The organism is Pseudomonas sp. GW821-FHT07G06 (genome assembly GCF_058986625.1).
In genome coordinates, this window is the sequence record NZ_JBYSVW010000016.1 from 147,814 (window position 1) to 168,275 (window position 20,462).

General features: G+C 58.9%; 20 protein-coding genes and 1 pseudogene. 11 read left to right on the top strand and 10 right to left on the bottom strand.

Annotated features, from left to right (window positions below):
• Nucleotides 1-204: 204 nt before the first annotated feature.
• The 6 genes from AC3WJW_RS23745 to AC3WJW_RS23770 all read left to right on the top strand — a co-directional run bounded on the left by AC3WJW_RS23745 (nucleotide 205) and on the right by AC3WJW_RS23770 (nucleotide 5,115).
• Complete coding sequence (locus tag AC3WJW_RS23745; RefSeq protein WP_102702713.1) at nucleotides 205-1,056, top strand: putative selenate ABC transporter substrate-binding protein; 852 nt, start codon at nucleotides 205-207, stop codon at nucleotides 1,054-1,056.
• Nucleotides 1,053-1,850: a phosphonate ABC transporter ATP-binding protein gene (locus AC3WJW_RS23750; RefSeq protein ID WP_493727619.1), complete on the top strand. Its 798-nt coding sequence runs from the start codon at nucleotides 1,053-1,055 to the stop codon at nucleotides 1,848-1,850. Before AC3WJW_RS23745 ends, AC3WJW_RS23750 begins: the two co-directional genes overlap by 4 nt.
• Nucleotides 1,844-2,671, top strand: a complete 828-nt coding sequence (locus AC3WJW_RS23755) for a PhnE/PtxC family ABC transporter permease (protein ID WP_493727620.1) — start codon at nucleotides 1,844-1,846, stop codon at nucleotides 2,669-2,671. Before AC3WJW_RS23750 ends, AC3WJW_RS23755 begins: the two co-directional genes overlap by 7 nt.
• The gene (phnE, locus tag AC3WJW_RS23760) at nucleotides 2,668-3,435 is read left to right on the top strand and encodes a phosphonate ABC transporter, permease protein PhnE (RefSeq protein ID WP_493727621.1); all 768 of its coding nucleotides are present in this window, start codon (nucleotides 2,668-2,670) and stop codon (nucleotides 3,433-3,435) included. The genes AC3WJW_RS23755 and phnE overlap by 4 nt, the downstream gene beginning before the upstream one ends.
• A 359-nt stretch (nucleotides 3,436-3,794) precedes the next feature.
• The gene (locus AC3WJW_RS23765; RefSeq protein ID WP_493727622.1) at nucleotides 3,795-4,556 is read left to right on the top strand and encodes an HNH endonuclease; all 762 of its coding nucleotides are present in this window, start codon (nucleotides 3,795-3,797) and stop codon (nucleotides 4,554-4,556) included.
• Between the two features lie 76 nt (nucleotides 4,557-4,632).
• Nucleotides 4,633-5,115, top strand: a complete 483-nt coding sequence (locus tag AC3WJW_RS23770) for a hypothetical protein (protein WP_493727623.1) — start codon at nucleotides 4,633-4,635, stop codon at nucleotides 5,113-5,115.
• 189 nt (nucleotides 5,116-5,304) lie between these two features.
• On the opposite strand, the gene AC3WJW_RS23775 is transcribed toward AC3WJW_RS23770, so the two are convergent.
• Both AC3WJW_RS23775 and AC3WJW_RS23780 read right to left on the bottom strand, forming a co-directional pair.
• Nucleotides 5,305-6,096 carry a PDZ domain-containing protein gene (locus AC3WJW_RS23775; RefSeq protein WP_493727624.1) on the bottom strand — a complete coding sequence of 264 codons (792 nt, stop codon included), beginning with the start codon at nucleotides 6,094-6,096 and terminating at the stop codon, nucleotides 5,305-5,307.
• Between the two features lie 349 nt (nucleotides 6,097-6,445).
• Complete coding sequence (locus tag AC3WJW_RS23780; protein ID WP_116265222.1) at nucleotides 6,446-6,907, bottom strand: HvfA family oxazolone/thioamide-modified RiPP metallophore; 462 nt, start codon at nucleotides 6,905-6,907, stop codon at nucleotides 6,446-6,448.
• A gap of 619 nt (nucleotides 6,908-7,526) precedes the next feature.
• Here AC3WJW_RS23780 and AC3WJW_RS23785 point away from each other — a divergent pair.
• The 3 genes from AC3WJW_RS23785 to AC3WJW_RS23795 all read left to right on the top strand — a co-directional run bounded on the left by AC3WJW_RS23785 (nucleotide 7,527) and on the right by AC3WJW_RS23795 (nucleotide 9,983).
• Complete coding sequence (locus AC3WJW_RS23785; RefSeq protein ID WP_493727625.1) at nucleotides 7,527-7,877, top strand: DUF6124 family protein; 351 nt, start codon at nucleotides 7,527-7,529, stop codon at nucleotides 7,875-7,877.
• Between the two features lie 319 nt (nucleotides 7,878-8,196).
• Nucleotides 8,197-9,777, top strand: a complete 1,581-nt coding sequence (locus AC3WJW_RS23790) for an ATP-dependent nuclease (RefSeq protein WP_493727626.1) — start codon at nucleotides 8,197-8,199, stop codon at nucleotides 9,775-9,777.
• Between the two features lie 32 nt (nucleotides 9,778-9,809).
• Complete coding sequence (locus AC3WJW_RS23795; protein WP_493727627.1) at nucleotides 9,810-9,983, top strand: hypothetical protein; 174 nt, start codon at nucleotides 9,810-9,812, stop codon at nucleotides 9,981-9,983.
• Here the strand turns inward: AC3WJW_RS23795 and AC3WJW_RS23800 are convergent.
• Nucleotides 9,980-10,996, bottom strand: a complete 1,017-nt coding sequence (locus AC3WJW_RS23800; RefSeq protein ID WP_493727628.1) for a M14 family metallopeptidase — start codon at nucleotides 10,994-10,996, stop codon at nucleotides 9,980-9,982. The two genes, AC3WJW_RS23795 and AC3WJW_RS23800, sit on opposite strands and share 4 nt — an antisense overlap.
• Before the next feature lie 171 nt (nucleotides 10,997-11,167).
• On the opposite strand from AC3WJW_RS23800, the pseudogene AC3WJW_RS23805 reads away from it, so the two are divergent.
• Nucleotides 11,168-11,653: pseudogene (locus tag AC3WJW_RS23805) on the top strand (TetR family transcriptional regulator C-terminal domain-containing protein); the annotation flags it as partial.
• Here the strand turns inward: AC3WJW_RS23805 and AC3WJW_RS23810 are convergent.
• The 6 genes from AC3WJW_RS23810 to AC3WJW_RS23835 form a co-directional block, all read right to left on the bottom strand.
• Entirely contained in the window at nucleotides 11,609-12,613 is a 1,005-nt protein-coding gene (locus AC3WJW_RS23810) for a DMT family transporter (RefSeq protein WP_493727629.1), read from the bottom strand. The pseudogene AC3WJW_RS23805 and the gene AC3WJW_RS23810 sit on opposite strands and share 45 nt — an antisense overlap.
• On the bottom strand, nucleotides 12,613-13,311 hold the full coding sequence (locus tag AC3WJW_RS23815) for an ABC transporter permease subunit (RefSeq protein WP_015095644.1): 699 nt from the start codon (nucleotides 13,309-13,311) through the stop codon (nucleotides 12,613-12,615). The genes AC3WJW_RS23810 and AC3WJW_RS23815 overlap by 1 nt, the downstream gene beginning before the upstream one ends.
• Nucleotides 13,312-13,329: 18 nt before the next feature.
• Nucleotides 13,330-14,043 carry an ABC transporter permease gene (locus AC3WJW_RS23820; RefSeq protein WP_493727630.1) on the bottom strand — a complete coding sequence of 238 codons (714 nt, stop codon included), beginning with the start codon at nucleotides 14,041-14,043 and terminating at the stop codon, nucleotides 13,330-13,332.
• 170 nt (nucleotides 14,044-14,213) lie between these two features.
• Nucleotides 14,214-14,996, bottom strand: a complete 783-nt coding sequence (locus AC3WJW_RS23825) for a transporter substrate-binding domain-containing protein (RefSeq protein WP_007999835.1) — start codon at nucleotides 14,994-14,996, stop codon at nucleotides 14,214-14,216.
• A gap of 27 nt (nucleotides 14,997-15,023) precedes the next feature.
• A complete protein-coding gene (locus tag AC3WJW_RS23830; protein ID WP_493727631.1) occupies nucleotides 15,024-17,027 on the bottom strand; it encodes an aminotransferase class I/II-fold pyridoxal phosphate-dependent enzyme in 2,004 nt (667 codons plus the stop codon).
• Nucleotides 17,028-17,184: 157 nt separating this feature from the next.
• Nucleotides 17,185-18,585 carry an MFS transporter gene (locus tag AC3WJW_RS23835; protein WP_493727632.1) on the bottom strand — a complete coding sequence of 467 codons (1,401 nt, stop codon included), beginning with the start codon at nucleotides 18,583-18,585 and terminating at the stop codon, nucleotides 17,185-17,187.
• Nucleotides 18,586-18,940: 355 nt separating this feature from the next.
• On the opposite strand from AC3WJW_RS23835, the gene AC3WJW_RS23840 reads away from it, so the two are divergent.
• Entirely contained in the window at nucleotides 18,941-19,825 is an 885-nt protein-coding gene (locus AC3WJW_RS23840) for a LysR family transcriptional regulator (protein ID WP_493727633.1), read from the top strand.
• A 14-nt stretch (nucleotides 19,826-19,839) separates the two neighbouring features.
• On the opposite strand, the gene AC3WJW_RS23845 is transcribed toward AC3WJW_RS23840, so the two are convergent.
• Nucleotides 19,840-20,289 (bottom strand): winged helix-turn-helix transcriptional regulator, encoded by a 450-nt coding sequence (locus AC3WJW_RS23845; RefSeq protein WP_493727634.1) that lies wholly within the window; start codon nucleotides 20,287-20,289, stop codon nucleotides 19,840-19,842.
• Between the last annotated feature and the right edge of the window lie 173 nt (nucleotides 20,290-20,462).

A 20,462-nucleotide genomic window follows, 5' to 3' on the forward strand; every position in this document is an offset into this window, starting at 1 on the left:
TCAACATCAATGTTGAATGACATACCGCATTCGCGAGCAGGCTCGCTCCCACAGGTTTTGCGCATCTCTCATGTTGCAGGCTGGTCAAGTACGCCGTAGCCCCTATAATCGCGCCGTTTTCGTCTACCCTCACGAAGCGTCGTGCAGCAATCAGCTTGTGCGGGGCGCATCGACATTTTTCCGCTATTGAACCGGAGAACTTCCATGCTCAAACGTACCCTGGCTATGGCCGTCGGCCTGACCCTGTCCCTTTCCACCCTGCTGGCACAGGCGGCCGAGACCCTCAAGGTCAGCGCCATTCCCGACGAAGCCCCCACCGAATTGCTGCGCAAGTTCAAGCCACTGGGCGAATACCTCGAGAAGCAACTGGGCATGAAGGTCGAGTTCGTACCGGTGTCCGACTACCCGGCGGTAGTCGAGGCGCTGGCCACCGACCGTATCGACATGGCCTGGCTGGGCGGTTTCACCTTCGTGCAGGCGCGTTTGAAAACCGGCAATGCCATTCCCCTGGTACAGCGTGAGCAGGATGCCCAGTTCACCAGCAAATTCATCACCGCCGACCCGGCCGTCAAATCCCTGGCCGACCTCAAGGGCAAATCGTTCGCCTTCGGCTCGGTCTCGTCGACATCCGGCAGCCTGATGCCGCGTTATTTCATGTTGCAGGACGGCATCAAGCCGGAAACCTATTTCAGCCGCGTCGGTTACTCCGGCGCCCACGACGCCACCGTCGCCTGGGTTCAGGCGGGCAAAGTGGATGCCGGCGTGCTCAACGCCAGCGTCTGGGAAAAACTGGTCAAGGCCGGCAAGGTCGACACCGACAAGGTCAAGGTCTTCGCCACCACGCCGGCCTACTTCGACTACAACTGGACCGTGCGCGGCACCCTCGACCCGGCTCTCGCCGAGAAAATCAAGGCCGCCTTCCTCGCGCTCGACCCGGCCAACCCTGAGCAAAAGGCGATCCTCGACCTGCAGGCCGCCAGCCGCTTCATCGAGACCAAGCCTGAGAACTACAAGGGCATCGAGGAAGCCGCGCGCGCTGCCGACCTGCTGAAATGACCTTGCATCTGAACCGGGTCAGCCTCACCCACGACACGGGCGTGCGGGCGCTGCATGAGGTCGACCTGCACATCGGCGCCGGTGAGCAGGTGGCGATCATCGGCCCGTCCGGCGCCGGCAAGTCGAGCCTGCTGAACCTGCTGGCCACCGCCCTGCGCCCCGGCAGCGGCACGGTCGAGGTGCTCGGCGAGCACGCCTGGCAGCTCGGCGCCCGACAGCGCCAACGCCTGCGCGCACGCATCGGCCTGGTGCATCAGGCGCCGCCGCTGCCACCGCGCCAGCGCGTGGTCACGGCGGTGCTGGCCGGCAAACTGGGGCAGTGGGGGTTTGCCAAAAGCCTGCTGAGCCTGTTGCATCCGGTGGATGTGCCCGGCGCACGCGCGGCCCTGGTCAAACTCGATCTGGGCGACAAGCTGTTCGCCCAGTGCCAGCAACTGTCCGGTGGCCAACTGCAGCGCGTGGGCATTGCCCGCGTGCTGTACCAGGCCCCCGACGTGCTGCTGGCCGATGAGCCGGTGTCGGCGATGGACCCGGTGCTGGCCGGGCACACCCTGTCGATCCTCTGCCGCCACGCCCGGGAACACAAGGTGACCCTGGTCGCCAGCCTGCATGCGGTGGATCTGGCGCTGAGCAACTTCTCTCGCATCATCGGTTTGCGCGACGGCCAGATCCTCTTCGATCTTCCCGCTGCCGACGTCGACCACGACTTGCTCGACAAGCTCTACGCCAACGAGCAACTGCAATCCCCGCCCGCTCCGGTGGCGCCCTTGAGCCTGCAGATTCCCCGATGCTGACGCGCGATACACGAGACCCGGCCACCCTGCCCCGCCTGCTGCTCAGCCTGTTGGCGCTGGCCCTGCTGTGGCCCGGCATCCACTTCAGCGAACTGGACCTGGGCGTGCTGCTCCAGGCCGACAGCCAGAGTGAAATGGGCCGTTTCGTTTCGGCCTTCTGGCCACCGGCCCATGGTGAAGAGTTCCTCCAGCTGCTGTGGCAAGCCACCTTGCAAACCCTGGCCATCGCCACCGCCGGCATGGCCCTGGCCTTGCTGTTGGCCGTGCCCGCCAGCCTGCTCGCCAGCCGCGCCCTGTCACTGTCGGCGGCTTCACACAGCGGCCGCCCGAGCACCCTGGGCCGGTTGTTGCGCTGGCCGGTGCGCGGCTTGCTGATCTTCCTGCGCAGCGTGCCGGAAATCGTCTGGGCCCTGCTGTTCGTGCGCGCCGTCGGCCTTGGCCCGACCGCCGGGGTGCTGGCCATCGCCATCACCTACAGCGGCATGCTGGGCAAGGTCTACGCGGAAATCTTCGAGTCGGTCGACCAGCGCCCCGCCCACTCACTGCTGCAAGCCGGCAGTGGCCGGTTGGCGGCGTTCTGCTACGGCATCCTGCCCAATGTCGCGGCGGAGTTGCTGTCGTACACCGTGTACCGCTGGGAATGCGCGATCCGCGCGTCCGTGGTGATGGGCTTCGTCGGCGCCGGCGGACTGGGCCAGCAGATCGACCTGTCACTGCGCATGTTCGCCGGCGGTGAAGTGGCGAGCATGCTGCTGACCTTCTTCGTCCTGGTGCTGTTCGCCGACCAGATCAGTCGCCTGCTGCGCTGGAGGTTCGCATGAACCGCCTGATCAACCTGCTGCTGATCCTGTGCATCGGCACCGCGGTCGTCGCCTCGTTCCGCTATCTGGGCATCGACCTCGGCGAACTGACAGGCAGCGGCAACCTCAAGCAGATGGGCGCCTACGTGCTGCGTTTTCTCAGCCCGGACCTGAGCGCCGGCCACCTGCAAGCCATCGGCCGAGGCGCCGTGGAAACCATGGCGATGTCCGCCCTCGGCACCCTGCTCGCAGCGGTGTTTGGCCTGCTGCTGGCGCTGCCGGCGGCCGGGCGCTTCGGCTGGCTGCTGCAGAGCGCGTCGCGACTTGTACTCAATGGCCTGCGCGCCATTCCCGAACTGGTGTGGGCCGCGCTGATGGTACTGGCCGCCGGACTCGGCCCGAACGCCGGGACCTTGGCACTGGCCATGCACACCACCGGCGTACTCGGCCGCCTGTTCGCCGAAGCGCTGGAAAACACCCCGCCACAACCGGCCGAAGCCATTCGATTGCAGGGCGGCAATGTTGTCTGGGCCTTTTGCTATGGCACCCTGCCGAACCTGTTTCCGCAGCTGTTGGCGTACATTTTGTACCGCTGGGAGAACAACATTCGCATGGCGAGCGTGTTGGGGTTTGTTGGGGCTGGCGGTTTGGGGCAGATGCTTTATGTCAGCCTCAGCCTGTTTCAGGAGGCTCAGGCTAGTACGGTGATTTTGGCGATGTTGCTGTTGGTGTTTGCTGTTGATGGGTTGAGTAGTTGGAGTCGACAGCGGTGGGTTAAAGCTTGATGGGGGGTGGATGGATTTGGTCAGCTGATTGCGTTCGAGCTGAGGAGGTATTGGTATGGAGTTGACTGCCGCGCTTTATGGTTATGACTGGTAGAAAACGACCCAAGGCTGACGGTGGCGACGGGCAGAGATCGGCCAAGATGAGTCGGTGGACATCATGATGGCAAATCGGTAGCGTCGACCTGCTGCACTAGCTCTTTACCACAATTGAGCTTGCCGCCATCCATGTTGCGTTTCTCCGTGGGCTATGTCGCGCTTGCTGCGACTCCATCCACGCTAGACAAGTGCTTACAGGATGACAAGGAACGCTATACGAAATTACTGTCGCCCAATAGTAGTTAGGCATCGAGGAAGAAACAGTGGAACTGATAACTTCAGTACAAGAAATTCAGGAAAACCTAATTAGATTCAACAGCTACAAGGCAAGCGAACGTCAAAAGTACCGTGAATATTTCTCAGAGCGGCTCCGCCTTGGGAAAATCTTCGTAGTTGGAAAAATCAATAATGAGTATTTTTTCTGCCCCAGTCGCTTTGTTGGGTATAGTAATTGCACAATTGAAAAGCACTCTGCCTTTCCACACAAGAACGGAAGCGTTACTACACCGAGGATAACCCAGATCCTAGGGCAGCCAGTCGAGAGCGCAGAAATTGAAGATGCATATATTCGAGTATGTAATGAAATCGATGCGGTGCCATCTGGCAAAGATCGTACTTACTGGGAAGTAGATTTGACGCGGAATGCTATATCGCTCCAACCCGAAGGTGGGGCGCCCGGGTTCCCTGATGAAGTATCAGAATACCTCGAAGGAGCATCAAAGCGAGTATTCGTAAACGCGTACGAACGAAATGAGAAAGCAAGAGCAGCTTGTTTGGCACACTATGGCTTGAGCTGTGTTGTTTGCAAATTTAAATTTGAGCAGGTGTATGGTTCTGTTGGAGCAGGTTTTATGCACGTACATCACTTGCTTCCGATTTCAGCCCGGCGCGAGCAATATATTGTTGACCCAATCCAAGATTTGCGCCCTGTTTGCCCCAATTGCCATGCCATGCTTCACAGAAGTGATCCACCATTTTCGGTTGAAGAACTTAAAGAGTTGATTGCATCGGTAAAAGACGCCTAACAACATTCAAGCCGTTCGTTGTGCTCATTCGGGATGGGCTAAAGCCCGCCCAACAACATAAACTTCGGACTTTTCCATGAATCATCTTGAACAGTTAGTTTCTGAGTGGTACGAGTATAAAGGCTATTTTGTGCGCAAAAATGTTCATGTTGGCAAGCGGGGAAATGGTGGATGGGAGTGTGAGCTAGATGTGGTTGCGTTCAATCCGAAAACAAAACATCTTGTTCATATCGAACCATCGATGGATGCAAACTCGTGGGAGAAGCGCGAGGCTCGGTACTTAAAGAAATTTGAGGCTGGAAAGAGGTACATCCCACAGCTTTTCGCTGGCATTGAAATTCCCGATCACATTGAGCAGATCGCGCTTTTCGGCCTCGGAGCTAAGGCTAATAGTCGGACGCTTGCAGGTGGTCAAGTGTGGATGGCATCCGATCTACTTCTTCAAATCACAGAAACACTTAGTAAGCTGCGCATTGAAAAGGCTGCGGTCTCTGAGCAGTTTCCACTCCTAAGGACAATTCAGTTCGTTTGCCAGAATCAGAAAGTCCTATTTTCCTAGCCAGCCTGCTCAGCTTGGCAGTGCAGTCTGAATCACCCCTAGTACTGTAGAAATATCGGATCGTCTACTCAGGGTCGTTCACTGCCGTACATGGCCTCAATGCATGGTGGTATGTCCTGGCGCAAATTGGCTGGTCAGCTTGATTACAAACGGGTGAGCAAACCTGTGCAATCGCCACATCGGCCTGAGCTACGGTATTGTTAGTTTCTTTATTATGGATTTGCCGCTACGAATAAGCATGACGTCGACCGTCTTTCCCTGGCGCGCGCGTACAAAATCGGCAGCGTTAGGAATTTGGTCAACGGAAAGATTATCAGCTTTAAGAATTGTATCTCCTGGAAGGAGATCCGCTTGATAGGCAGCAGAGCCGCGCACAATAGAGGTGATCACAACCGCACGCTGTGTGCCAAGAGCTTGCGCTTCCGCAGTTGTAGGTGCGCGGAAATGCAGCCCTAAGGGCTGGTTGGTCCTGACGTAGTACGTGGCGGTCTGAAAATAGCTATCCCGGCTAACTTGGATCGCAGTCCATTGTTGCCCGGAAACAGTTCCATACGATGAACCATATGCGGTGGCTGATCCGCCATAATTGTTGTAAGCGGTCGCTTGCCCATAACTACTCACAGTTTGCTGAGTGGGAAGTGATATCGGTACAGCTTGGGTGTTGGTGCGCTGGTAAACGGGCTCGTAGTAGACAACCAGGTCAGCACCAACTGCCCGACCTTGCTCAATTGCTTTTTGCTGTGTCGACAACTCATCGCTGAACATACTAAAGCCAAGTGCTTCATAGCTATTTTCATAGTACGTCTGAACGTCCTGAACCGGGTTTACGCCGAGCGCCAAGGTCGGTTCCAAAGGGGCGGGACCTGTTCGATAGGCGGCGATATATCCCGGATCAGAAAGTGATTTGTAGCTTTTGGCGTAGGGGTTTGCGCAACCAGCTAGAGCAAGGAAGCCAACGATCATCAGTACGTTCTTGACCACAGCCAATGTCCCTATGAGCTATTTGATGGATGCCGTATATCCGAGAGCAGACCGAGCCTAGAACGTCGGTTAGCTCGGTGGCAAGGAAATCCTCTAAAAAAACAAAAACCATGCGATTATGAGGCTTTTGTGGGTGAACAGTTACGGTAATAGTTGTAGACCGTGGAATTATATGTATACCCGAGCGGCCGTTCTCTGCCGGTCATGGTTACAAAGCCTGCTGGTCAAATCCGATGCAGCCGGTGGTCAAGTAGAGTGCAATTTTCCGCCTGACGACCAAACCACTACTCCCCACGCAAAAAACCCTTCCTGCGCCTCAACGCAGGAAGGGTTTTTCGTTTGCGGCGAATCAGTCTTTAGCCTGGCTCAACTTGGTAAACAGCTCGGTCGGCACTTTCTTGCCGTTGGAGGTGTACTGGTTGGTGCGGAACTTGTACACCTCACCCTCGGACAGGAAGCCGTCGCCGTTGGCGTCCATCGCCTTGAATTCCTCTGTGCCCTTGGGGGCCACGGCCAGCAGTTCCTTGAGCGACACGCGGCCGTCATGGTCGGCGTCGGTGCGGGCGAAAGACGCATCGCCGCACTTGCCTTCACCGCACTTGCCTTCGGCCTGGGTCTTTTGCGCGCTGGCTTCGCTGGCACCGCATTTGCCTTCGCCACACTTGCCTTCGCTGGTCTTCTCGGCGGAGGCAAGTTGATAGCCTTGAGGCAGGGCTTCGGCGGAAAACGCCGAGGACGCGAAGTTGATACCGCCGACCAGTGCTACAGCGATCAGGCCAATACGGGTTTTGTTCGACTGGATACGAGACATGTTGATACTCCGGATCAATGACGTGGCGGGACCACTATTGGTCGTACCACAAGGGTTGATGAACCTGGTTGCGAGCTGCGTTGTGCTTCTCGCTTTGGCAGGTCTATTTGGCCCCAGTGGTGTATCCGGGCTGTATCCGTGATGAGTGGGTTTTGTAGGGTTGTAGTCGGATTTCGTGCGCTGATACACAGCGATACACGAAAGCCGGAATTCAGTTGGCCGGGGATGTTTTTTGCTTGCGTGGGGATCGCTCGACTTTGCCCACGAGCGCTTGTTTAAAAAGGTTTTAGGGTATTTCCGGCGGGCTACAAGACCTTGCGTCGTTGCCTACGGGTACGCCAGAATCCGCCGGCTTGTGCGCCCTAGGTCCGGGTTCTATCGTGTCCGCGTCGCTGCCAATTCAGCGATCAGGCTTGGAACCCTGATGAGTAAACGGTGCATGACGCCCTTCATAACAATGCTTGCATGCTTTTGAGCCTGTACTCCGTTATGGCGGCTGTGCGTGGGAGACCTTCGGGTCTGCCGGGTTCCGTTTACCCCGGGTTCCAACCTGCGTACAGCTGCCACCCTTCGCTTGGAACCGAATGGTGCAGCTTTAACTCGTAGACGGAGAGTTGCCATGTTCAAGGTCACCCCCAACCCGCCGGACACCGATCCGACATCCCCCTGCGAACCCGATTCAAACAGACTCAACGAAGCCGCCGAATCCGCCTTCCACGTCCCCTCCACCGCCGACATCAAGGCCACACCGCGCACGCCTGGCACTCTGTTTACCGTCGACCCCGAGGCCGATACCGAAACGCTGATGGTGTATCTGGTCGAGACGCTGGCCTCGGTCGATGTGATGGTGCATCAGTTAGTGGATCATCTGGATGGTGGGTCGCGCAATGCCCTGCTGGGGATTTCCAATAGTGTGATGCTGGCGGAGATTACGGCGAATCGGGTGTTGGATCAGATTGATCCGGCTTAAATACGGTTATTTATGGCGAGGGAGTAAGCTCCCTCGCCATAGTTTTGGCGTTGGCTGGGCTGTACCAAAAAACCAATAAACATGTTAAGGGATAATAGTTTAATTTTGATCCGAACAGGACTCAAACAGTTTTTTCATGAAAAATTAGCAGCTCACTATCTAGCCTGCCCCACTTTCACACAAGTACAATAAACCCTATGGACGTGCCATCGACCAGTAAAAAAGCAGACACCAAACGCAAGACAACAGCCTCAAACTTAAGCTGATGAGTCACCTGCCAACTCCTCCCTATACAACACAACACACCGGACACAGCAAATTGCACATTAAAAGCTTCGGGTTATTAGGCCTCCGCAAACTCAACCTAAACAATGACATTCAGGACCAGTCTTTCGACAAGGTGATAGTAGAGCAACACAACACTTCCGATGTTAATATTTTTGTTGGCCCGAACGGAGGCGGCAAGTCCACAGTATTAGACATGGTGCGCGCCATAGTTGATGTTAATACTTTAAAAACGGTCGCGAGAGAAAACATGAATTTCTCTACGGCATCGACCTTCACCATCCATTTTCATGGAAACTCCAGTATCGCTGCGTACTTTAATCAACAAGACATCGACGCATTCGGCATGGTTTTATCAGTCAAAACACCCACAAAACAAAAGCATTTCTCTGGAATATTACTCAAAAAACCATCAAAACCACAAAAAGAACTAAATGATGTTATAGGTTTACTATCAGCTAAAGTTAGCTGGCGCAATGCACATGATGAAACCGATGTTAAACCTGTGGACTTTGCTGCAGCGTTGAACGCCGACGCTAAACATCTTGTTGGACTTGCTCCGTATCCACTGCCGAAAGGACAAGTAACATACGGTATGCCACCAAATGCTGAGGTACACAAAATCAATCTATTGGAACCCATTAACGTCTTGAAAAAAGGCTATCTGGGGGTAAGTCTGAATGATGATGCACTGCAACGTAATCATATCTCAATGAAAATGCTACCCTCAGGGTGGCGTGCATACGGTGGCTTGATCGCTTGGCTTAATTCTCGAAACGATAAAGAAATATGCGTTATTGAGGAACCCGAAACCCATCTTCACCCGACGCTTCAAAGGATACTTATTAAAAGAATATGCGAGATTACCGAAAGAAAAAAGCTCCAACTTTTCCTCTCCACCCATTCCCCTATCCTTATCGACATTGCTAGTTGGCAGGGAGCAAAGGCAAAACTCTTTGAAGTAGATGGCTATGGCATTGTAGAGCTTACCCAGCCCGCAATAGCCATGTCCGGACTTGGAGTAAGACCCAGCGACGTATTCCAAGCGAACGGAGTAATATGGGTAGAAGGGGCGTCGGATCGTATCTACCTGTTGCATTGGATGACTCTCTGGTGCGAAAAACATGGAAATACACTACCTTTAGAGAACCTTCAATTTAGCTTCGCCTTTTATGGCGGCGCAATGCTAAGCCATTTCAGTGCAAGTGAAGCGCCAGGCTTAATCGACATTTTTAGCGTAAATAGGAACTCTATAGTAATAATGGACCGCGACTTGGATTTTGTGCGCAATAATCATGGCATAGAAATTTGCATTAAAAAAAATCACGCCAAAAAAGCGATATGGGACGACTTCAAAAATAAAGTGCGTCCAGACAATTTCTGCTGGCTAACCCAAGGTTATACAATCGAAAGTTATCTCCCAAAAACATTTCGCAGCAGCTACTACAAATTAGAAGATGGACGCCTTAAACCTACCACAAGCAAGTCAAAGGTTTCGATAGCGAGGAAATTTGAAAGAACCTTTAGCAGCTTTGATTCCTCTTTCCCCGAACACTCAGACCTAGAGTGCCTTATTCATAAAATTTACGACGCAATTCAAACCTGGAATCGCTGAGAGCACTTAAGCTTTGTAAAAATGTATTTGGCATGATCTCAACTACGTCATGGGTCTGCGCCCGCGGCGATATGCTGCAACTGCTGCCTGAGCGGAAAATGGCTGACCTGCCGGTGCATGCGTACTTTCCATTGGGGCGCACAACGCAGATGGCGGCACGGGCGTTTGCCGATTACCTGGCCAACGCCCTCGCGAAGCAGGCTTAGTTCGGATCCAGCAACCCGCCACTCCAGTGACGCGACATCCGGCTGCCGGTGAATTTCGCTACGCCCATGCCCTGGGCGATCAGTCGGTCGCGATAGCGCGTCACCAGGCGCCCCGCTTGTTCGGCATGCAGGACGACTTCGGAGGACGGGTCGCCCGGGGTCCTGAGAATCCGGGCAAAGCGCTGCCCTTCTTCGACAAAATCTCCCAGCTCTTTTTCGAAGATCAGCACGCCGGGTTGCGGGGCGATGATGGTTTCCATGTGGCCCATTTCCACGGCTTCGACAGGCCAGTCTGCAGGCGCCACGGACTCATCGATGACGCCGAACGCGCACAGCCAGCGGTACAGCCCTTCGGCATCCGACTCGGCGAAGCGGTCGTTGACGTCGCCCTGCCCGCGCAGCTCGAGGGTCGCGGCCATGCGCCCTGCTGTGACACCGTCGCGTAGCCACGGGGCGATGATGGTTTCTTCGAAGGAGCCATCGCCGCCGTCATCCCAGATGATCGCCACGTCCATCTTCATCGCCGCCGCCAGTTCGCGGCCGCGGGGCCAGAAACTGCGGTGTACGTAGAGGTACGGCAGGGCTTCGTCATCGGTGTGCAGGTCGAGCATCACGTCGGCCGGGGCGGCCAGTTGCACCAGTTGCTTTTGCCATTGCTGGACGCAGGTCGAAGGTCGCGCCATGGCCGCCGACTGGTCGAACGCGCGATTGAAGTTGTGCCCGGTCGCGTCGTGGTAACGCCCGAGTATCCGGCCCTGGCGAAACTGTCCGATACCCAGTGGATTGGCCTGTGGCACCACGGTCACCTGGCCTTTGAGCCGGCCCTGGGCTTCGGCGATCTGTAGCCGTTGCATCAGCACATGCAGGACCAGCATCCCGGCGATTTCATCGGCATGCACCCCGGCCTGCAGGTGCACGTTCGGCCCGCTGCCGTCGCCGGCATAGCGCCAGGCGCCGACCCGCACGGCATCGCCGTTGTTGTTGCTGACACTGAACGAAATATCCTGCGGCATTGGTTTTCCCTCCTGTCATGACCGTTGAAAAACGCTGTATCGCGGCTGTCGAGGCTGGTGATTGAACAGGTGTTCAACTAAGCTCGACAGCGTGGAAGCTCATCCAGGGACAGCCTTGTGACAACCGATGCCCAGAAAAACCGTCGCGCCGAACCCGAAGACCGCCGCGAAATGCTGGTGGCGGCCACGCTGCGCTGCCTGGGCCGCGACGGTCACGCCGGGATATCCGTGCGGCGCATCGCTACCGAAGCCGGGGTGTCCGTGGGTTTGCTCAACCATCACTTCGGCAGCATCGAGGCACTGATCGCCGACACCTACCAGCGGCTTGCGAGCGAACTGACCACGGCCCTGCTCCAGGAAATCGAACAGGCCGGCACCCCCGCACAGAAGATGGATGCGTTCCTCGTCGGCTCGTTTTCCCCCCGGGTCATGGACCCGAAACTGCTCGGGGTGTGGGTGGTGTTCTGGAGCCTGATCCGTCACTCCGAACACGTCAGCCAGTCCCATGAAAAAACCTACCGCGCCTACATCGATCTGCTCAGCCAATTGCTCGATGAACTGGCGGCCAGCGAAGGCTTTGTGATTCACGACACGCGCCTGGCCGCCATCGGCCTATCGGCGATGCTCGACGGTCTCTGGCTCGAGTGGTGCCTGAACCCCGAGACCTTCAGCGCTGCCAACGGACTGCATATCTGCCGTTGCTGGATAAAGGGGCTGCGTCACGGAGCATTCAGCACCGACGACGTCCTGTGACGGATGCCGGCCGAAGATCATCGCCAGGGTGCCACTGACGGCGATCAACCCGGCGCCGATCATCAGTGACGTGTCCATCAGCGTGCCCCAGACCAGGCTCGACAGGGCAAACGCCCAGATCAAGCCGGTGTATTCGAACGGCGCGAGCAAGGTCGCGGTGGCGCGGCGGAAACTGGCGAACAGCAGGAACTGGCCGATGCCGCCCACCAGCCCGGCACCGAGCATGCCCAGCCAGGCCGGTGTCGGCGAGGGTGTGTAAGTCCACGGCAGCGCCACCGCCATGCAAATCACAAACACCACGTTGGTGATCAGCATCTGTTCCAGCACGGAGGTCTGGTCATCCACCTGACGTAGCTGGATGTAGGTGAACGCCCAGCACATCGCCGCCAGCAGGGTCAGGACGATCGGCAACGGCTCGGTCATGTGGTCGGGGCGACAGGCAATGACCACTCCGACGAATCCGACGATCAGGCTGAACCACTGCCAGCCGCTGGCGCGCTCCTTGAGAATCACCGCCGCCAGCACCGTGACCATGATCGGCGCGGAAAAATACAGGGTGGTCATCTCGGCCAGGGTCAGGTCCCGGGCCGCCGTGTAGTACAGCACCCAGGCGACAATCGACAGCAAGCCGCGCACCACCAGCAGGCGCCGGCTCGGTGAATGCCAGGCCCGCTGGATAACGCGCGAACGCCCCGCCAGCAACACGGCCACGACCACCACGGCGGCGCGCCAGAACAGAATGGTGACCACCGAATAATCGGCCACCAGCCACTTGATGACTGCATCCTGCAACGACAGGAACGCATAACCCAGAGTGCACAGGCCAATGCCCTGCAGCGAGCGGTCGACGCTGGACGAGCTCATCAGGCGGACCTGCGCACGGGCGTTCCGCGCCGCTCGGCGAAGGCAAACAGCGCTTCGATCAGGAAGGTCAGGCAGACGTAGACCCCGGCCACCAGCAACAGGGGTTCGTACACTTGCAGGGTTTGCGCGCGGACCACGTTGGCGGCGCCGAGCAGGTCGATCACGGCGATGGTCGAGGCCAGTGCCGTGGACTTGAGCAGCATCACGGTTTCCCCCGCCAGTGTCGGCAACAGCAGGCGCAGGGCCCGGGGCAAGCGCACCCGCAGCAACGACTGGCGCGCGGTCATGCCAAAGGCCGACGCGGCTTCCATCTCACCCTTGGGCACCGCCAGCAGGCCACCGCGAATCACTTCGCCGACATAGGCCCCCATCGACACCACCAGGGCGAACACGATGTACCAGTAGCCATCGCGCAGGTAAGGCCAGAGGAAGCTGCCGCGAATCAGCGGGAACTGGGCAAACAGGCTGCCCAGCCCGTAGTAGTAGATGTAGATCTGGATCAGCAACGGCGTGCCGCGCGTGACGCTGGTGTAGAACAGGCTGACCTTGGCGATCACCTTGTTTTTCGAGATCCGCGCCAGCGCCACCAGCACCGCCAGCAGGTAACCGAACACACTGGAGACCAACAGAATGATGAGGGTGGTTTGCAGCCCCCGGCCCAACAGGGCCCCGTATTCAACTATCCACGCTGGAATCATTTCATTCTCTCTGCCGGTTCAGTCAACAAGAGGCATCCAGCGACGAATGCGTCGCTCCAACCGTCCCGAAAGATAGTTCGACACCAGGGTCACCGCGTAGTACAGCGCGGCAGCCGTGAGGTAGAACAACAGGTAGTGGCGCGTCGAACCCGCGCCTTGCTTGGCGGTGTACAGCAGCTCGTTGGTGCCGACTACGCTGATCAGCGCGCTGTCCTTGATCAGGTTGATCCACAGGTTGGCCATCCCGGCCATGGCGTAAGGCGCCATGATCGGCAGCGTGACCCGGCGGAACAGACCGAAACCGTTGAGACCGAACGCCTTGGCCGCTTCGATCTGGCCGAAAGGAATCGCCTGGATCGCCGCGCGGAAAATCTCCGAGGCGTAGGCGCCCTGCACCAGCCCCAGCACGACGATGGCCGCCAGCGGGCCGCTGACATTCACCACGCCGTAGCCAAGTCGGGTCATCAGCGAGTTGAGGAGCATGGAGCCGACGTAGTACAGCAACAGAATCAGCAGCAACTCCGGCACCGCGCGGAACAAGGTGGTGTAGCCGCGCATCAGCGCTGCGATGGGCTTCGGCGCGCCGAGCTTGAGGCACGCCACCACCAGCCCGATGGCCAGCCCGAGCACAAAGGCCCCGGCGGAAATCTGCAGGGTCATCCAGAGCCCCTTCAACAGCGCACTGCCCCATCCCTGTTCGGTGAAATTGATCAGATCGAACATTGCCGGCATATCAGTCTCCAGTATGCGGTCATGAACACACCGCCGGATCCTGTGGGAGCGAGCTTGCTCGCGATGAGGCCCTGCCAGTCAATATCAATGCTGACTGAACCACCGCTATCGCGAGCAAGCTCGCTCCCACAGGGATCTGCTTTTCCTCAGGACTTGCGTTTAGCCAGTCATCAGAACGCCGGCTTCACGCTGGTGCCGAAGTAGCTCTGGGACAGGTCGTCGTAGTCCTTGCTCGCCAGCAATTCCTGGATGGCCTTGTCGAGTTTCGCCTTGAGTTCGGTGTCGTCCTTGCGCAGGCCGGCGCCTACGCCTTTGCCGAAGATCGGGTCGTACGGCACGGTGCCGAGGTAGGCCAGGTCCTTGGCATCCGGGGTCTTGACGAACGAAGCCATGGCGGTGCCGTCGGCCATCATCAGGTCGATGCGCCCGGCAATCAGGTCGGCGTTGGCCGAATCCTGGGTGTCGTAGTACTTAACGTCGGCGATTTTTTCGTAGTAGGTCTTCAGGTAGCTGGCGCTCACGGTCGAGTTCTGCACGCCGATGATCTTGCCCTTGAGGTCATCCGGGTACTTCTTCACCGACGTCTCTTTCGGGCCGACGACGGCAATCGCCGAATCGTAGTAGGCCTTGCTGAAGGCGATCTGTTTTTCCCGTTCTTCGGTCACCGACATCGAGGAAAAGATCACGTCGATCTTCTTCGCCAGCAGCGACGGAATGATGCCGTCCCACGCCACTTCCTTGATCTCGCAATCGGCTTTCATTTCGCTGCACAGCTTGTGGATCAGGTCGACTTCAAAGCCCTTCCACTCACCGTTGGCCTGCTTTTCGGTGTACGGCGGATAGGGTTCGGCGGCCACCGCGAAACGGATGGGCTGTGCCTGTGCCGCGCTCATGCCGGCCAGCAGTACGCAGGCTGCACCGGTCAACCAGTTTGCAAAACGTCGATTTCCCATGTTGTTTTCCCGTCTTTTTATGATGAGTTAGCGAGTCTGATGAGCGTTGACGAATTGCCGGCAACGCTCGCTGCGTGGGTGTACGAACACTTCGTCCGGCGAACCGGTTTCCTCGATCAGCCCTTGGTGCAGGAAGGCGACTTTGGAAGAGACATCGCGTGCGAAAGCCATTTCATGAGTCACCAGGATCATGGTCCGGCCTTCTTCGGCGAGGGAGCGGATCACCCGCAGCACTTCCCCGACCAGTTCCGGGTCGAGTGCCGAGGTGGGTTCATCGAACAGCATGACCTTGGGCCGCATGGCCAGGGCCCGGGCGATGGCCACCCGTTGTTGCTGTCCCCCGGAAAGAAACGCCGGGTACTCGTTGCGCTTGGCCGCAAGCCCGACGCGTTCGAGCAGGGCTTCGGCCCGTTCGGTGGCCTCCGCACGGCTTTCACGCAGGACCTGGGTCGGCGCTTCGATGAGGTTTTCCAGCACCGTGCGATGGGGCCAGAGGTTGAAGTTCTGGAACACCATGCCCAGGCTCGACCTTATGCGTACGAGCTGTTTGGCGTCCGACACCAGCGGTGCGCCGGGGCGATTCTGGTTAAGGTGAATGCTTTCGCCATCGACCAGGATGCGGCCCTGGTCCGGCACTTCGAGCATGTTGATGCAGCGCAGCAAGGTACTTTTGCCCGAGCCGCTGGCACCGATCAGGGAGATCACCTCGCCCTCGCGGGCGGTCAGGGAAACGCCCTTGAGCACTTCGATATTGCCGAAACGTTTGTGCAGGCGATCGACCTCGATCATGGTCCTGGCCGCGGTCGGTTCGACGGTTGCGGTACTGGTCACGGTGCCGATCACCGGCCTCGGCGCTTCGCCATTGAGCACCTGGACAAAGCCGCGAATGCGCTGGCACGCCTGGGCCAGTCGCTCTTCACTGAGGGTGAACGAAAGCCGTACAAAACCCTGGGCCGGTTCACCGAATGCCGCGGCATCCAGGACCGAGACACCGGCTTCACGCAGCAGGCGCCAGGCGAATTCCAACGAAGTCAGGCCGGTGCCGCGCACGTCCACCAGCACGAACATGCCGGCATCGGGGTTGAGCACGCTGATGCCCGGGCAATCGGCCAGGCCGGACACCACCAGGTCGCGGCGCCGACGATAGATCTCGCGCATGCCGTGGGTGACGTCATCGTGGGACTGCACGGCCTTGAGCGCCGCTTCCATGACAAACCCGGGCAGGCCGTACAGCATGCTCAGCACCAGGGTTTCGACATGGTTGACCAAGGCTTCGTTGGCCACGACCCAGCCGATGCGCCAACCGGTCATGGCATGGGATTTCGACAGGCTGCCGATCACCACGCAGCGCTCGGCCATGCCCGGCAACGCCGCCAGGCTCAGGTGTTCGCGCTCGTAGGCGAGGCTCTCGTAGACCTCGTCCACCACGACCCACAGGTCATGGGCGATGGCGAGATCGGCGATGGCTTGCAGCTCTTCGCGACCCAGTACCACACCGGTGGGGTTGTTCGGGTTGGAGAAGAAAATCGCCCGGGTGCGCGGGGTGATGGCCTTGGCCAACACGGCGGCATCGAGGCGAAAACCGGAGTCCGCCGCACAGGGCACCCGCACCAGCGTGGCGCCGGAGGCCTTGAGCGTGGCTTCGTAGGTGACGTACATCGGGTCGAAGGCGATCACTTCGTCGCCGGCGCCGAGCAGGCACATCGAGGTGGCGAACAAGGCGTTCTGCGCACCGGCCGTGAGAATGATGTTCGAGGCCTGCAGTTCGCGGTCGATCAACCGGCTGTAGCGGCCGGCGATGGCTTCGCGCAAGGCCTGGCGGCCAGCGATTTCAGTGTAGTGGGTATCCCCTTCGCGCAAGGCGTGGATGGCGGCATCGGTGATGAAATCCGGGGTGGGAAAATCCGGGTCGCCGACGCTGAGGATGATCACGTCCTCGCCTTTGCGCTGTGCCGCGTTGGCCGCGTAGTGAATATCCCAGGCGGCAACGCCTTGGCCACTGATCCGCTCTACAAAGGGTGAAAACCGCATGCCAGTGCCTCGTTCGAATTGAAGAAACGCAAGCCCGCAACCAGCCGGGGGAAGGTGGCCCTCAACATAGTCCAGACTGAACACTCGTTCAACAGAAAACTCACAAGGCTTCGCGTTCAGCGCAAACAGGTCGTTTTCACGACAGTCGCGCCGTTTTTCAGCACGACGCGATCAGGCGACGTGAAACGATTTTGCCGACCGCGCCAATCGCCAGGGCAATGCAGATCAGCCCCGCCGCAACCGCAAACGTCAACCGCATTCCCTGCGCGATGGCCTCAGGTGGCGCCTGCAAAATATCGTGGCTGGCCGAGCCGAATGCGAACACTGCGCCCATTACTGAGGCGCCCGTGATCAGCCCGAGATTGCGCGACAACCCGAGCAAGCCGGAGACCACGCCGCGCTCTTGCGGCGTGATGTCCGCCAGCACGGCGGTATTGTTGGCCGCCTGGAACAGCGCATAACCGGCGGTCATGACCGCCAGGGGCACGATGTAGCCGAACGCACCGAACCCCGTCGGCACGGCGGGCAGGAGGCAAGCGCCGGTCAGCATGGCCAGCAATCCGAGCGTGCCGGATCGATGTGCGCCCAATCTGTCGACCCATCGACCCGCCGGGATCCCGGCCAGTGCGGCGACCAGCGGCCCCGTCGACATTACCAGGCCAACGCTCGCTGCATTCAACGCCAGTGCACCGGTGAGATAAAACGGCCCCACCACAAGGGTGGCCATGACCACGGTGGTCACCAGCAGGCTCATGGCGAAACCTGCGCTCAGCTGCCAATTGCGGAACATTGTCAGTCGAACCAGCGGCGACTCGGCGGTGCGCTCGACGAACACAAACACCCCCGACCCCACCACGGCCGCCAGCAGCAGTGCCAGGTTCAGCGGCGCAAAACTGCCGCGCCCGAGGGTCATCGCCAGCGCATAGGCCAGCAGCGTCAGGACCAGTACCAGGGTGCCGAGGACATCGAAACCCGCTCGGTCCGCCCTTTTCTCAGGGCCATCTTTCGGTAGAAAACGAAGCGTGAGGCCCATCGCCAAAACACCCAGCGGCACATTGAGCAGAAAAATCGCCTGCCATCCCGAATTGGCAATCAAGAAACCGCCGAGGGTCGGGCCGAGCGAGGTGCCGATCGCCGACATCGTGCCGAGCAGGCCCATCGCACTGCCCAGTTTTGCCTTGGGCACCGCCCCGCTCACCAGCGCCATGGTCAACGCCATCATGATGGCCGCGCCGATGCCCTGCAGGGCCCGGGCGGCAATCAGCAATCCGAGACTGGATGAGACGGCGCACAGGACTGAAGCGGCGGTAAACACACCTATCCCGATCAACAACAAACGCCGACGGCCAACGATGTCGCCGAGCCGCCCGACACTGACGATCAGCGCCGTGATCGCCAGCAGGTAAGCGAGCACCACCCATTGCACTTGCTGGAAGGAGGCCGAGAACGCAGCGGCCAGTGTCGGTAAACCGACATTGGCAATGCTCGTGCCCAGGGATGACAGCAGCATGGACAGCGACAGGCTGGCCAGTGCGCCCCGAATCGATATGGACTTCATTTTCTCGCGACTCCGCAAACAGGTTGTCTGGAGCCTAAGCCCAGCCATAACATGGCGGAAGACGCAGCGTTTGCACTGAATACATGCACGAGACGCCACCTATCCACAAACCAGTGTGGGAGCAGGCCTGTAGTGAGGGGGGGCTTGTGGTGAGGGACCTGTGGCGAGGGGGCTTGCCCCCGTTGGGTTGCGAAGCAGCCCCAAAATCTCTGATGCACCAAAGATCTTGTGAGTGCTACGCACTCAAACGGGGGCAAGCCCCCTCGCCACAGGTCCCCTCACCACAGGCCCATCACCACAGGCCCCCTCACCACAGGTCCCTCACCACAGACCAGCTCCCACAGGAATTGATTCAATGCCCGATCTGAATCTGCTGATCACCCTGAACGTGTTGCTCGAAGAAGGCAGCGTGGCCCGGGCCGCACAGCGTTTGCGCCTGAGCCCGTCGGCCATGAGCCGGGCGCTGGCGCGGTTGCGCGAAACCACAGGCGATCCGCTACTGGTGCGGGCCGGACGCGGGCTCGTCCCCACACCCCGGGCACTGGAGTTGCGTGAGCGCGTCGGCGTGCTGGTGCAGGACGCCGAAGCCGTCCTGCGCCCCGCCGAGGCGCTCGATCTCGACCAACTGGCACGCACCTTCACCCTGCGCACCAGCGACGGCTTCGTAGAAAATTTCGGCGCGCCACTGATCGCCCGCATCCACCGCGAGGCGCCCGGTGTCCGCCTGAATTTCGTGCAGAAGCTGAACAAGGACAGCACCCTGCTGCGCGACGGTTCGGTGGACCTGGAGACCGGCGTGATCGGCGAATCCACCAGCCCGGAAGTGCGGACCCGGATGCTGTTTCGCGACCGTTTCATTGGCGTCGTGCGCGAGGGCCATCCACTGGCTCAAGGCGAAGTCACACCGGTGCGATATGCCGACGCCCGGCACATCCTGGTTTCACGCCGGGGCCACGAAAAAGGTGTCATGGACGATGCCTTGAATGAGTTGGGGCTGAAGCGGGAGATCGTCACCCTCGTCGCCGATTTTTCGTCCGCGATTGCATTGGCGCGGGCTTCAGACCTGGTCGCCAGCGTACCGGAGCGGCACGTCGGCAACCTGTGCCAGGGCATGCATTGCTTTGCGCTGCCCTTCCCCACGCCGCCAATCAGGGTGTCGATGCTGTGGCACCCGCGCATGGACGCCGACCCGGCCCATCGCTGGCTGCGCGGTTGTGTGTGGGAGGTTTGCAGTCAATAACGCCAGCGGAAAACTCAGTGTGGAACGCCCAGTTTGACCGCCACATCTTCTGGTGCGAGAGACCTGCCATCGCCGGAAACCAGTTCCAGTTTGCGAATCGGCTTGCGGTCCCGCGCGTCGACCATGACCGATCCCGGCTCGCCGGGTTCGTACATGAATTCGTTACCCCACTGCGACAGCGCCACGATAACGGTCTGCAACGCCCTGCCCTTTTCGGTCAGTACGTACTCCTTGTAAACGCTGCCGTCGGCCGCCGGCACCAATTGCATCACACCCTGCTCGACCAGGCCTTTGAGCCTTGTACTGAGCATGTTTTTCGCCACGTCCAGGCTCTTCTGAAAATCACTGAAGCGCCGCGTGCCGGCGAGCGCATCACGAACGATCAGCAACGACCACCAATCGCCGATCAGATCGAGGGATCGGGCAACCGGACAGGGATTGCCCTGCAAACTTTTGCGTTTCATGTAGCGGACCTCGTTAAAAACAGCGGATCTGACGTCAGCGCGTCGATGGGTGCAGTGGTTGCATCATACAACCTGGAGTGCTATTAATCTTCACGTGGTTTCATATTGAAACCAAAACCCCCATCACTCCGACTAAAATCCGTAACCCTTGCGCATTCGTACCGACTGCAAGG